Consider the following 13260-nt stretch of genomic DNA (forward strand, 5'->3'; position numbering starts at 1 on the left):
CGGACGGCACGAGGACCGGATCGCCGAACCGCTGCCGGTGGCGGACCTGGCCCGCGCCGCGCTGGCCCGGCTCGCCGCGCTGAGCTCCGCGCTGTCGATTCCCCGCGACCGCCGAGCGCGCCGCATGCTCCAGCTCCAGCTCGGGCTGGTCCTGTACGGCATCAGCGACGGCATGATCCTGATGTCCGGGCTCGGCGCGAACCCCTGGGACGTCTTCCACCAGGGTCTGGCCGAGCACATCGGACTGCCGGTCGGCACGACGGTGATCCTGGTCGGCGCGGTGGTGATGCTGGCCTGGATCCCGATCCGGCAGAAGCCCGGCTTCGGCACGCTCAGCAACGTGGTCGTGGTCGGCCTGGCGATGGACGGCGCGATGGCCTGGATGCCGACGCCGCACGCCTGGTGGCTGCGCTGGGGCGAGATGCTCGCCGGGATCGTGCTGAACGGCGTGGCGACCGGCGCCTACATCGGGGCCGGCATGGGCCCCGGCCCGCGCGACGGCGTGATGACCGGCTACGCGGCCCGGGGCCACTCGATCCGCCTGGTCCGCACCTCGATGGAGATCACGGTGCTGTCCGCCGGCTGGCTCCTGGGCGGCACGGTGGGCATCGGGACCGCGGCCTACGCGCTGCTGATCGGGCCGCTGGCGCACCGGTTCATCCCGCTGCTGGCGATCCGGCCGAAGAAGGGCATGGCAGAGCAGGACGCGGCAGAGCAGGACACGGCGGCGCAGGCGGCCCGTGCTGAGAAGCCACGCCGGGTGAATGCCGGACAGCTCGTGTCAGAGAACTGCTGAATAGCCAGACTCCGGAGCGCGTCTTCCTTGGTGGGGCCTTGGAGGACGCGCTCCGGCCTGCTTATCGTCTCCGAGCCCCGCTCAGAACCCTCGGGCCTTGCTCGGGCGGATCCGCGTCGCCACCGTGTACTTCTCCATGGCCTCGGCGACCGTCTTGCCGAAGTACTTCGCGGCCCGGTCTGTGTACTTCGCCACGAACTCCGGGACCTCGCCGATCGGCGGATGCCCGTCCAGGATCTCGACGTCGCCGGTGAAGACCGCGACCTCCAGGTCGTGCACGCCGCCGTCGAAGTGCAGCGCCACCGTCGGCCGCTCCGTCATGGAGCGGAGCCGGGCCGCGGTGTCGGAGTGGTAGATCAGGAAACTGCCGTCGCCCCATTCGTCGTCCTCGTCCGGGGTCCACAGGAACCACACCGGGTTCGGTTGCGGAACACCCGCGGCGTTGACGGTGACCAGCCAGACGATCTCCTCCTGGGCCAGGCGGCGGCGGACGGTCCGGCCGTATTCGGTGGCCGGGTCCGGGAGGACGTGCGCACGAGCGGGATCAGTCATGCGGCCACGATAGGCAGCCGGCCCTGACTATGCGATCGGCCCTGACTATGCGATCGGCCCTGACTATGCGATCAGCTTCAGCACCGCGTCGCAGAGGTCCCGCGGCAGGACGAAGGAGTCGGACTCCTGCATGTCCAGGACCACTCCGTCCACGCCGTCGTAGTCCGCCAGCCCGAACAGCGTCGCGGCGGTCATGTCCGCGGCGCCGGTCACCCCGGGATCGCGCTGCTGGTGCGCGATGTACAGGTCCGGCGCGGTGAACGCCATGACGTAGTTGCCCGGCGGCTTCGGCAGCGCGACGACGCGGGGCCGGCCGGTGTCGTCGACGGGGACGACGTAGTGCTCGAAGGCCGCCAGGCGCGGACCGAGGTCCTCGGTGCTGTCGTTCAGCGCGGTCTCGATCTCCAGCGCACCGATCCAGCGCGCCAGGAAGTCCAGCACGGCGTCGTCGATGCCCACCGACCATCCGTGCACGGTCGGCCCGGCGGGGTTCACTCGGACCTCCGACACGTTCCGGCTCAGCGCGCCGAACAGCTCCACGCCCCGCACGGGACCGCCGGCCGCGGCGAAGGCCGCGCCGGCCTGGATCGCGGCGTCCACCTCGGCGGCGCCGGTGAACAGCCACAGGTCGCCGGGGGCCGGGGCCTGGCCGAGGGCCGGCGCCGGGATCATGCTGTCGTAGACCCTGCGGTCCGGGAACACCTCGTCGAGCCACATCATCGGGGCGTACCAGCCGTCGTGGGCGAGCAGTGCGCGCACCACGTCGCTCTCCGAGGCTTCCCCGCCTGCGTAGTCGGCCAGAACTCCGGTCACAGCAGCCATGCCACCAGTCAATCAGGGTTCGGCGACGCACGACAAGGGCGGGCCGGGATCACTCCCGGCCCGCCCTCGGACCCGTTTCAAGGCTTCGCGGATCAGGCCTTGGCCGCGGCCGCGTCCTTCTTGTCCTGCTTGTCCTGGCCGCCCTTGGGCTCGTACACCGCGTCCACGCCGGCCTCCTTGCGCTGCGCCGCCGTGATCGGCGTCGGCGCGCCGGTCAGCGGGTCGCCGCCGGTGGCGGTCTTCGGGAAGGCCATCACGTCGCGGATGGTGTCCGCGCCGGTCAGCAGCGCGACCAGGCGGTCCAGGCCGAACGCGATCCCGCCGTGCGGCGGCGGGCCGTAGTTGAAGGCCTCCAGCAGGAAGCCGAACTGCGACTGCGCCTCTTCGTGCGACAGCCCGATCGCGTCGAACGCGCGCTCCTGCACGTCCTTGCGGTGGATACGGATCGACCCGCCGCCCAGCTCGGTGCCGTTGAGCACGATGTCGTAGGCGTTGGACAGGGCCGAGCCGGGGTCCTTGTCGAAGCTGTCCAGGCTCTCCGCGGTGGGCGCGGTGAACGGGTGGTGCACCGCGTGCCAGCCGGTCTGCACGCCGGAGGCGTCCTCGATCGGCTCGAACATCGGGAAGTCCACGACCCACAGGAACTTCCAGGCGCTCTCGTCGATCAGCTCGCCGCGCTTGCCGATCTCCAGCCGGGCCGCGCCGAGCAGCTCCTGGGAGGCGGTGCGCTTGCCGGCGGCGAAGAACACCGCGTCGCCGGGCTTGGCGCCGACCTTGTCGGCCAGGCCCGCCAGGTGCGCCTCGGACAGGTTCTTGGCCACCGGGCCGCGCAGCTCGCCGCTCTCGGCGTCGATGACCACGTAGGCCAGGCCCTTGGCGCCGCGCGCCTTGGCCCAGTCCTGCCAGGCGTCCAGCTCCTTGCGGGTCTGGGACGCGCCTCCCGGCATCACCACGGCGCCGACGTAGGGCGCCTGGAACACCCGGAACTCGGTGCCGGCGAAGTACTCGGTCAGCTCGGTGAGCTCCTGGCCGAAGCGCAGGTCCGGCTTGTCCGAGCCGAAGCGGTCCATCGCCTCGTGGTACTTCATGCGCGGCAGCGGCAGCGGGACCTCGACGCCGAGCGTCTCCTTCCACACCGCGGCCACCACGGCCTCGCCGACCTTCAGGATGTCCTCCTGGTCGACGAAGGAGGCCTCGATGTCCAGCTGGGTGAACTCCGGCTGCCGGTCGGCGCGGAAGTCCTCGTCCCGGTAGCAGCGCGCGATCTGGTAGTAGCGCTCCAGGCCGGCGACCATCAGCAGCTGCTTGAACAGCTGCGGGGACTGCGGCAGCGCGTACCAGGCGCCCGGCTGCAGGCGCACCGGTACCAGGAAGTCGCGCGCGCCCTCGGGGGTCGAGCGGGTCAGGGTCGGGGTCTCCACGTCGAGGAAGCCGTGCTCCTCCATGACGTCCCGGATGACCTTGGTGGCCTTGGAGCGCATGCGCAGCGCCCGGGCCATCGGCTCGCGCCGGATGTCGAGGTAGCGGTACTTCAGCCGCATCTCCTCGTTGATGTTCGAGCTCTTGTGCTCGTCGATCGGGAACGGCAGCGGCGCGGCCGGCGAGAGCACCTCGACGGTGTCCACCACGACCTCGATCGCGCCGGTCGGCAGGTCCGGGTTCTCGTTGCCCTCGGGGCGCACCCGCACCTCGCCGGTGGCCACGACGCAGTACTCGTTGCGCAGGTCGTGCACGGACTCGCTCTCGCGGACCACGACCTGGACGAACCCGGAGGCGTCACGGAGGTCCAGGAAGGTCACGCCCCCGTGATCGCGCCGGCGGGCGACCCACCCGGCCAGCGTGACGGTGGTACCGGCGTCGGACGCGCGCAGCGTACCCGCCTCATGGGTGCGGATCACTTCAACTTCTCCTGAATCGTCGTGACGATGTCGGCCAGGGAGACGGACTCCTGCTCGCCGGTCGCCAGTTCCTTGATTTGAATGACGTTCTCCGCGATGTCCCGCTCGCCGAGCACCAGCGCGAACTTCGCGCCGGAACGGTCGGCGGCCTTCATCGCGGCCTTGAGCCCCTTGCTGCCGTAGCCGAAGTCGGCGGCGACGCCGGCCCGGCGCAGCGCGGTGACCAGCTCGAACAGGATCTCCCTGGCCTGGTCGCCCAGCGGCACCGCGAACACCCCGAGCTGCTCGCCGCCGGGCACCTCGCGGCCCTCGGCCTGCATCGCCAGGATGGTCCGGTCCACGCCCAGCGCCCAGCCGACGCTGGGCAGGTTCGGGCCGCCGAGCTCCTCGGACAGGCCGTCGTAGCGGCCGCCGGCGCCGATCGCGGTCGGCGAGCCGGTGATGCCGCTGTGCACGAACTCGAAGGTGGTGCGGGTGTAGTAGTCCAGGCCGCGGACCAGCTTCGGGTCGTCGACGTAGGCCACGCCGGCCGCGGTGAGCAGGCGCCGGACCTCGTCGTGGTAGGCCTTGCACTCCTCGCAGAGATTGTCGCTGATCAGCGGGGCGTCGGTGAGCTGCTTCTGCACCGTCTCGCGCTTGTCGTCCAGCACCCGCAGCGGGTTGATCTCCGCGCGCTTGCGGGTCTCCTCGTCGAGGTCCAACCCGCGCAGGAACTCCTGGAGCTTCTCGCGGTAAACCGGACGGCACTTCTGGTCGCCGAGGGAGTTCAGCAGCAGCGAGTACTCGGTCAGGCCCAGGCCCTTGTAGATGTCGTCGCCGATGATCAGCAGCTCGGCGTCCAGCGCCGGGTCCTCGGCGCCCAGGGCCTCCGCGCCGACCTGGGAGAAGTGGCGGTAGCGGCCGCGCTGCTGCTTCTCGTAGCGGTAGAAGGAGCCGGAGTACCACAGCTTCACCGGCAGGCTGCCGCGGATCAGGTTGGCCTGGAGCGCGGCGCGCAGCACCGAGGCCGTGCCCTCCGGGCGCAGGGTGATCTCGTCGCCGCCGCGGGTGGTGAAGGAGTACATCTCCTTGGTGACGATGTCCGTGCTCTCGCCGACGCCGCGCTTGAACATCGCGGTCGACTCGAAGGCCGGGGTCTCGACGTAGCCGTAGCCGGCCCCGCGCAGCGGCGCCGCCATCGCCTCGCGCACCGCGAGGTAGGCCGCCGAGTCGGGCGGGAGGATGTCGAAGGTGCCCGGCGCGTTCTTGAAGGTGCTCATGATGGTCGTGGGTGTCCCTACATGCCGCGGGGTTTGATCTGCGGCGGCGCGGCTTCCGTGAGACCATGCCCGATTACTTCGGAGAAGTAGGGGTTGGTGGCGCGCTCGCGGCCGATCGTGGTCTGGGGGCCGTGGCCGGACAGGACGACGGTCTCGTCCGGCAGCGGCAGGCAGACGCGGGCCAGTGACGCCAGCAACTCTTCGCGGTCGCCGCCGGGGAGGTCCCAGCGGCCGACTGCTCCGGCGAACAGGAGGTCCCCGGTGAAGAGCACCTGCGGGATGTCCTGGAGCTCGGGAGTCCGGAACGTCACTGAGCCCTTGGTATGGCCCGGGGCGTGGTCGACGGTGATCTCCAGACCGGCCAGGCTCAGCACGACGCCGTCGGTGAGCTCCTTGACGTCCGAGGGCTCCACGAACTTGGACCGCCCGAAGATCGGCGTGCCCGGGGCGATGCCCAGCCACGTCTGCGGGTCGGTGAGCATCTCGCGGTCGCCGGGGTGGATGTAGGCGGGGACGCCGTAGTCGCCGCAGACGGGGACCACGCTCATCGTGTGATCGACGTGGCCGTGCGTCAGCAGGACCGCGACCGGCTGCAGCTTGTGCTCGCGGACGACTTCCTCGACCCCGGGGACGGCGTCCTCGCCGGGATCGATGATCACGCACTGCTCACCGGCGCCGGGCGCCACGAGATAGCAGTTCGCACCCAGGCTTCCGGCTGGGAATCCGGCGACTAGCACGCTGCGCCCCACACTATGTTCGGTGATTGCGGTCAGGAGATTTCCCTACGCAGGCTACCGGGGGCGCCGGTCCCTTTGCGAACTCATTGGAAGCTCACAGGTGTTTTCTAGGGAAGGCACCGTACACTGTCCCGCTGATAGCTCGATCACAGAGCGGATCTGATATGACCTCGGCCCGCCGGGCCGACCCACTATCCGGAGGCGAAACGGTGACCAGCAAGGACCGTCAGCGAGAGCTCGAGCGCGCCCGGTATGAGCGCGTCCAGGCCCGCTTGGCCCAGCAGCAGGCGGCCGCCAAGAAGCGCAACATGATCACCGCGGTCGTGGCCGCGGTGGCGGTCGTCGGGATAGGGGTCGGCGTCGCCGTCGCGACCGGCGGCAACGACAAGACGACCAGCGCCGCGAGCTCGACGCCGACCAGCGCGTCCTCGCCGTCGGACACCTCCTCGCCGTCCTCGCCGGCGCCGACCAGCTCCAGCCCGGAGCAGATCGGCTACCAGAAGACCGGCAACGCGTCCAAGGACGTCGGCGTGCCGACCTACAACGCGGCCGACGCGGCCAAGCCGTACACCGCCACGCTCCACTTCGGCTCGGGCGACCTGGCCTTCGAGGCGCTGACCACGAAGGCGCCGTACACCACGTACTCGTTCAAGTACCTGGCCGGCAAGGGCTACTTCGACAACACCAAGTGCCACCGCCTGGTGACCACGGGGATCTACGTGCTGCAGTGCGGCGACCCCAGCGGCACCGGCAGCGGCGGTCCCGGCTACCAGTTCCAGGACGAGAACCTGACCGGCGCCACCTACCCGGCCGGGACCATCGCGATGGCCAACGCCGGACCCGGCACCAACGGCAGCCAGTTCTTCATCTGCTACAAGGACTCCCCGCTGCCGGCGAACTACACCCCGTGGGGCAAGATCACCTCCGGGATGGACGTGGTCACCAAGATCGCGGCCGGCGGCGAGGACGACGCCAACGGGGCCGGAGACGGCCACCCGAAGCTGGACGCCACCATCAAGAGCGTGACCATCAAGTAACCCGGCCGATCCGCGCCAGGGCCCGCCACGGTTGACGGCGGGGCAGGAACAGCGGTTCGATTCCGGAACGTGACGCGGGCCGTCCCCTCATCGGGACGGTCCGCGCTATTGTTTCCCACTGGACGACCGGGACCCGGATCCGTGCAGGTGTATGTGGCGGACCGGTCCGCAGACACCCCGGTCCAGCAGAACTTGGAGGCTCATCGTGGGCGAGGCAACCGAGGCTTGGGGCCGGGTCGCCGAGGACGGCACCGTCTACGTCCGGACCGCCGACGGCGAGCGGCAGGTCGGCTCGTGGGCGGCGGGGTCCCCGGACGAGGCGCTGGCGTACTATCAGCGCAAGTTCGACGGCCTCAAGGTCGAGGTTGACCTGATCGCCAACCGCCTGAAGCAGAGCGGCCCCTCCGCGCCGTCCCCGAAGGACGCCCTGGACAAGATCGGCAAGCTGCGCGAGTCCATCTCCGGCGCCAACGCCGTGGGCGACCTGGACGGCCTGCTGACCCGCCTGGACGGCCTGGTGGAGCTCGCCGAGCAGCGCAAGGCCGAGCACCGCGCGGTCCGCGAGCAGCAGCAGGCCCAGGCCCGCGGCGCCAAGCAGGCCCTGGCCGAGGAGGCCGAGCGCCTGGCGGCCTCCACGGAGTGGCGGGTGGCCGGGGACCGCATGAAGGTCCTCCTGGACGAGTGGAAGGCCGCTCCGCGCCTGGACCGCAAGACCGACGACGAGCTGTGGCACCGCCTGTCCCAGGCCCGCTCGGCCTTCGCCAAGCGCCGCAAGCAGCACTTCGCCGAGCTGGACGCCCAGCGCGTGGAGATCCGCGCCCACAAGGAGCAGCTGATCGCCGAGGCCGAGGCCCTGCAGGACAGCACGGACTGGAACCCCACCGCCGGCCGCTTCCGCGACCTGATGAGCGAGTGGAAGACGGCCGGGCGCGCCCAGCGCGACGTCGAGGACGAGCTCTGGAAGCGCTTCAAGGCCGCCCAGGACACCTTCTTCGCCGCGCGCAACGCGCTCCTGGACGAGCGCAACGGCGCCGAGCGCGAGAACCTGGCCGCCAAGGAGATCCTGGTGGTCGAGGCCGAGGGGCTGCTGCCCATCACCGACCACCGCGCCGCCCGGGTGGCCCTGCGCTCGCTCAACGAGCGCTGGGAGGCCATCGGCCCGGTCCCCCGCGACTCCCGCCAGCGCATCGAGGGCCGGCTGCACACCGTCGACCGCGCCATCGCCGACGCCGAGGCCGCCGAGCTGTCCCGCAAGGACCCCGAGAAGCGCGCCCGCGCCGAGGCCACGGTGGAGCAGCTGCGCACGGCGCTGGAGAAGCTCCGGGTGCAGGCCGACAAGGCCCGCGCCGCCGGTCAGGAGAAGAAGGCCGCGGACGCGGAGGCTTCGATCGCCGCTCGCCAGGAGTGGCTGGCCGAGGCGGAGAAGGCGCTGGCGGAGTTCACGCGCTGAGGTTTGAGGGTTCGGGGTCCGGGCGTCTTCCTTCGGGAGGGCGCCCGGACTGGTTTTGGGGGCTGTGCTGTGGTTGCGGAAGCTCTGCGCGCTTTAGGGGTTGTTCCTTAAGGGGCCCAGGGCCTGGCTACCCGCGCTAGGTCCACGTCGAATGCCCGAAGCCGATCGCCCCGGCCAACGCGAAGGCGGTCGCGGTGAGCATCAGCACGGCGATCACGGCCCCGGCCGCGGCCGTCCCGGGAGCGACCCGCGCCGGCCAGATCCGACTGGGTCGCCGGGGGTCGTAGCGCAGCCGGATCCGACCGTCTGGTGCCTCGGGGAAGGTGGCGCGGCTTCCGGCACGGCGCTTCTCGCCGCGCAGGGTCGTGTACTCATAGACGCGGTGCAGGACGTAGCTCTCGTCGGCGGGATGCGGCGGAACCGTATAGCCCTCACTGGTCGCCAACCCGTCGACCACGACGGTGCGACGCCACGCGGCGGGGTCCCCGACGTAGTCCACACACAGCGCCATCAACATCCACGGCAAGCCCACGACCAGCACCCCGAACCCACCGGCCACCACCCACATCGCAGCCCGATCCCACTGAGCCGCGACCAACAGACCGAGCAGCGCGACAAGATGCGCGGCACCCACCGCGATCAACCCCTTGCGCGCCGGGGACAACGTCATCCGCGCCGGCACTCGACTCCGCACCCGGACACCTTAGCGATCACGGCGTCCCGGTTGTAGACCGAATCGTGCGCTTGCCCAAAACGTTGCGATCGCCCGAAACGCCTGTGCGAATTCAGTCGGCGTCGAAGACCTCTGATGCGCGGGTCGCGGTGACGGCACGATCGAGCCAGGCGTCGAGCTGGTCCAGATCGATGCAGCCCGCCACGCGGGCACGCTGCTCCTCGCTCAGGACGACACCACGCTTGTCCAGGACACGCAACACGGCATCGCTGCGACCCTCAGCACTGCCTTCTGCAAGGCCCTCAGCACGGCCCTCAGCACGGAGCTGTCGCGAGAACGACGAGCGGTAGAAGGAAGTGTCCATCGCCATCATCTGCCTCCAGATCGCGCCGGCCGGGGTGTCCTCCAAGCCGACAAGGGTGAGTTCGGCCAGGTCGAAGGCCTTTTCTTCGTCATCCAGCGTCTTCAGTGCCGAGACCAGCGCTCTCAGTATCGCATCGATCTCGGCGTTGTTCGCGTGAGTCAGCACGGAGAACACCGTCAGGAGGACATCGCGGCTGGCCACCTCCTCATCGACGACCGCCGGCACGTTGTGCGGACCCACCACGAGGGCCCGGAGTGTCAACGCGGCCCACGCCCCGACCCCGTGTTTGAAGGGCTGCGATGCCCACTTCGCGACGCGTTTGTCCTGGCAGACCACAAGCAGCAGAACAGGCAGCTTGTATCTGTCGGCCAGGTACGCGAGGTAGTACATCCACGAAAACGGCTTGTCCGGGTCGCACCCACGCTGCGCCTCGACAAGCACCAGATACGCTTCACCGTCAACCGTTTCGCAGCGCAGTAACGTATCGATGCGCCGCTCCAGCGGCCGGATCTCTGTGACGTCGCCGGAGATGACAGACACCGTGTCAGGTGTCGGCAGCTCCAACCCCAGAGTTTGGAAAGTACGCCCGATGAGCTCCGAATCATGATGAAAGATCCGATGCAGGGCTTCATGCGAAGAACTGACCATGTCAGGGATGATATTCAGGACGGGCGCGGCAAATCAGGCCACGCCCACCCGTTTCACTCCAAAGAGTGCGAAATTCCTCAGGCGTGCTTCGCACTCGTCACCCGATAGACGTCGAACACCCCTTCAACGCCCTTCACCGCCTTCAGCACCGCCCCCAAGTGCGCCGGGTCCGCCATCTCGAACGTGAAGCGCGAGATCGCCACCCGGTCGCGGCTGGTCGTCACCGAGGCCGACAGGATGTTGACGTGCTGGTCCGAGAGCACGCGTGTCACGTCCGAGAGGAGACGCGAGCGGTCAAGCGCCTCTACTTGGATCGCGACGAGAAACATGGACGCCCCTCCGGGCGACCATGACACCTCCACCATCCGTTCGGGCTGGGCGGCCAGGGATTCGATGTTGGTGCAGTCCGCGCGGTGGACGCTGACGCCGGAGGCGCGGGTGATGAAGCCGATGATGTCGTCGCCGGGGACCGGGGTGCAGCAGCGGGCCAGTTTCACCCAGATGTCGTCCGCGCCCTTCACCAGGACGCCGGGGTCGCCGGCGGGGCGGGCCTGGCCTCGGCGGGAGAGCTTCTCGATGTTGCCCGGGACGGTGGCCTCGGCCAGGTCCTCGGTGGCGCCCTCCTCGCCGCCGAGCAGGTGCAGGAGGCGGTGGACCACGTGCTGCGCCGAGACGTGGCCCTCGCCGATGGCGGCGTACAGGGCGCTGATGTCGGCGTGGCGCAGGTCGTGGGCGACGGTGGCCAGGGATTCGGAGGTCATCAGGCGCTGGAGCGGCAGGCCCTGCTTGCGCATGGCCTTGGCCAGCTGGTCCTTGCCCTGCTCGACCGCTTCCTCGCGGCGCTCCTTGGTGTACCACTGGCGGATCTTGTTGCGGGCGCGCGGGGACGCCACGAAGCCCAGCCAGTCGCGGGAGGGCCCGGAGTTGGGCGCCTTGGAGGTGAAGATCTCGACCACGTCGCCGTTGTCCAGCTTGCTGTCCAGCGGGACCAGGCGGCCGTTGACGCGGGCGCCGATGGTGTGGTGCCCGACCTCGGTGTGGACCGCGTAGGCGAAGTCGACCGGGGTCGATCCCGAGGGCAGCGCCATCACCATGCCCTTGGGCGTGAAGACGTAGACCTCGGCAGTGGACAGGTCGAAGCGCAGCGCGTCCAGGAACTCGTTCGGGTCCGCGGTCTCCTTCTGCCAGTCCAGCAGCTGCCGCAGCCACGCCATGTCGCCGCCGGGGTTCGCGGTCCCGGCGCCGTTGGTGGGCTTGCGGACGCCCTCGACCGCGTCCTCCTTGTACTTCCAGTGCGCCGCGACGCCGTACTCGGCGCGGCGGTGCATCGCGAAGGTGCGGATCTGCAGCTCGACGGCCTTGCCGCCGGGGCCGATCACCGTGGTGTGCAAGGACTGGTACATGTTGAACTTCGGCATCGCGATGTAGTCCTTGAACCGGCCCGGGACCGGGTTCCACCGCGCGTGGATGGCGCCGAGCGCCGCGTAGCAGTCGCGCACCGAGTCCACCAGGACCCGGATGCCGACCAGGTCGTAGATGTCGGCGAAGTCGCGGCCGCGCACGATCATCTTCTGGTAGACCGAGTAGTAGTGCTTCGGCCGGCCGGTGACGGTGGCGCGGATCTTGGCCTCGCGCAGGTCGCCGTGCACGGCGTCGATCACCTGCGAGAGGTACTCCTCGCGCTTGGGCGCGCGCTCGGAGACCAGGCGCACGATCTCGTCGTACATCTTGGGGTAGAGGATGGCGAACGCCAGGTCCTCCAGCTCCCACTTGATCGTGTTCATGCCCAGCCGGTGCGCCAGCGGGGCGTAGATCTCCAGCGTCTCGCGGGACTTGCTCTCCTGCTTCTCCCGCTTCATGTAGCGCATGGTGCGCATGTTGTGCAGCCGGTCGGCGAGCTTGATCACCAGCACCCGGATGTCCCGGGCCATGGCCACGACCATCTTGCGCACGGTCTCGGCCTGCGTGGCCTCGCCGAGCTTGACCTTGTCCAGCTTGGTGACGCCGTCGACCAGCAGCGCGACGGTGTCGCCGAAGTCGCCGCGAAGCATGTCGAGCGAGTAGTCGGTGTCCTCGACGGTGTCGTGCAGCAGCCCGGCGCACAGCGTGGGCACGTCCATGCCCAGCTCGGCCAGGATCGTGGTGACCGCCAGCGGATGGGTGATGTACGGGTCGCCGCTCTTGCGCCGCTGGCCGCGGTGGTGGCGCTCGGCGACGGCGTAGGCCTGCTCGACGGGCTTGAGGTCGGCCTTGGGGTGGTTGGCCCGGATGATCTTGAACAGCGGCTCCAGGACCGGCGGCGGTCCGCCGCTGCGAGTGCTGCCCAGGCGCGCCAGGCGCGCGCGGACCCGGCTGGAGCTGGGGCGCGACGGCCCGGACTTGACGGCCGCGTTGAGCGGGACGGGGGGCGCGGCGGGAAGCGCGGGCATGGGAGCCGGACGCGGCGGAACCGAGGGCGCGGAAGGTGCCGACGGCGACGGGGACGGGGACGCCGGGCTTGGGCCGCCGGTGGCCGATGAGCCGGAGGCAGGAGCCGAGGCGGAAGCCGCTGCCGCCGGGGCTGATGCGGAAGGAGCAGAGCCGGCTGCGGTCGGCCCCGAAGCGGTAGAAGCAGGTTCGGCCGAAGCGGTAGAAGCAGAAGCGGCTGCGGCCGGCGCCGAAGTGGCGGAAGCAGGAGCAGCGGCGGTCGGCGCCGAAGCGACAGAAGCAGAAGCAGCCTGAGCGGGAGGCGTCGCCGTGGCAGGCGCGGCCTGCGCGGAGGGAGCCTTGGCCCGCGGAGCGGGTGCGGTCGGCGCGGAGCCAGAGGAAGCGGGCGGCGCAGCAGGCCCACCGGGGGCCGGCACAGCCCGAGCCGAATCCGTCGCCCCACCGCCCTCAGCCGGAGCCGTGGCGGCCCGCGGCGCCTGAGGCTGTCCGTGGTCCTGCGACTTGCCCGCGGGCGTCTCAGCGCCGTTCTCGGCGTTCTGAGCGCCCTCGGTCCCCTGGGGACCCTTGGCTCCGGAACCAGAACCGGAACCCTTACCC

The 13260-nt window shown here is 70.2% G+C and carries 11 protein-coding genes; 3 read left to right on the plus strand and 8 right to left on the minus strand.

All coding sequences use genetic code 11. The annotated features are described in order from the left end of the window. Positions 1-124: 124 nt before the first annotated feature. On the plus strand, positions 125-796 hold the full coding sequence (locus ABIA35_RS28265; RefSeq protein WP_370359919.1) for a YitT family protein: 672 nt from the start codon (positions 125-127) through the stop codon (positions 794-796). Between the two features lie 81 nt (positions 797-877). On the opposite strand, the gene ABIA35_RS28270 is transcribed toward ABIA35_RS28265, so the two are convergent. The 5 genes from ABIA35_RS28270 to ABIA35_RS28290 form a co-directional block, all read right to left on the minus strand. After that, positions 878-1348 carry a pyridoxamine 5'-phosphate oxidase family protein gene (locus ABIA35_RS28270; RefSeq protein ID WP_370359890.1) on the minus strand — a complete coding sequence of 157 codons (471 nt, stop codon included), beginning with the start codon at positions 1346-1348 and terminating at the stop codon, positions 878-880. Positions 1349-1411: 63 nt separating this feature from the next. Further along, positions 1412-2170, minus strand: a complete 759-nt coding sequence (locus ABIA35_RS28275) for a hypothetical protein (protein ID WP_370341779.1) — start codon at positions 2168-2170, stop codon at positions 1412-1414. 92 nt (positions 2171-2262) lie between these two features. After that, positions 2263-4068: an aspartate--tRNA ligase gene (gene aspS, locus ABIA35_RS28280; RefSeq protein ID WP_370359891.1), complete on the minus strand. Its 1806-nt coding sequence runs from the start codon at positions 4066-4068 to the stop codon at positions 2263-2265. After that, positions 4065-5327 carry a histidine--tRNA ligase gene (gene hisS, locus ABIA35_RS28285; protein WP_370341782.1) on the minus strand — a complete coding sequence of 421 codons (1263 nt, stop codon included), beginning with the start codon at positions 5325-5327 and terminating at the stop codon, positions 4065-4067. Before hisS ends, aspS begins: the two co-directional genes overlap by 4 nt. Positions 5328-5344: 17 nt before the next feature. Beyond that, on the minus strand, positions 5345-6064 hold the full coding sequence (locus ABIA35_RS28290) for an MBL fold metallo-hydrolase (protein WP_370359892.1): 720 nt from the start codon (positions 6062-6064) through the stop codon (positions 5345-5347). A gap of 209 nt (positions 6065-6273) precedes the next feature. Here ABIA35_RS28290 and ABIA35_RS28295 point away from each other — a divergent pair, with 209 nt between their 5' ends. Then, positions 6274-7101: a peptidylprolyl isomerase gene (locus ABIA35_RS28295; RefSeq protein ID WP_370341784.1), complete on the plus strand. Its 828-nt coding sequence runs from the start codon at positions 6274-6276 to the stop codon at positions 7099-7101. A gap of 205 nt (positions 7102-7306) precedes the next feature. After that, positions 7307-8551: a DUF349 domain-containing protein gene (locus tag ABIA35_RS28300; RefSeq protein ID WP_370359893.1), complete on the plus strand. Its 1245-nt coding sequence runs from the start codon at positions 7307-7309 to the stop codon at positions 8549-8551. Positions 8552-8687: 136 nt separating this feature from the next. On the opposite strand, the gene ABIA35_RS28305 is transcribed toward ABIA35_RS28300, so the two are convergent. From ABIA35_RS28305 to ABIA35_RS28315, 3 genes are all read right to left on the minus strand, one after another. Then, a complete protein-coding gene (locus tag ABIA35_RS28305) occupies positions 8688-9245 on the minus strand; it encodes a hypothetical protein (protein WP_370341787.1) in 558 nt (185 codons plus the stop codon). A 91-nt stretch (positions 9246-9336) separates the two neighbouring features. Next, a complete protein-coding gene (locus ABIA35_RS28310; protein WP_370359894.1) occupies positions 9337-10236 on the minus strand; it encodes a hypothetical protein in 900 nt (299 codons plus the stop codon). A gap of 77 nt (positions 10237-10313) precedes the next feature. Further along, positions 10314-12665, minus strand: a complete 2352-nt coding sequence (locus tag ABIA35_RS28315; protein WP_370341790.1) for a bifunctional (p)ppGpp synthetase/guanosine-3',5'-bis(diphosphate) 3'-pyrophosphohydrolase — start codon at positions 12663-12665, stop codon at positions 10314-10316. Positions 12666-13260: the final 595 nt, after the last annotated feature.

It is taken from the genome of Catenulispora sp. MAP12-49 (assembly GCF_041262705.1).
Classification (GTDB): domain Bacteria; phylum Actinomycetota; class Actinomycetes; order Streptomycetales; family Catenulisporaceae; genus Catenulispora.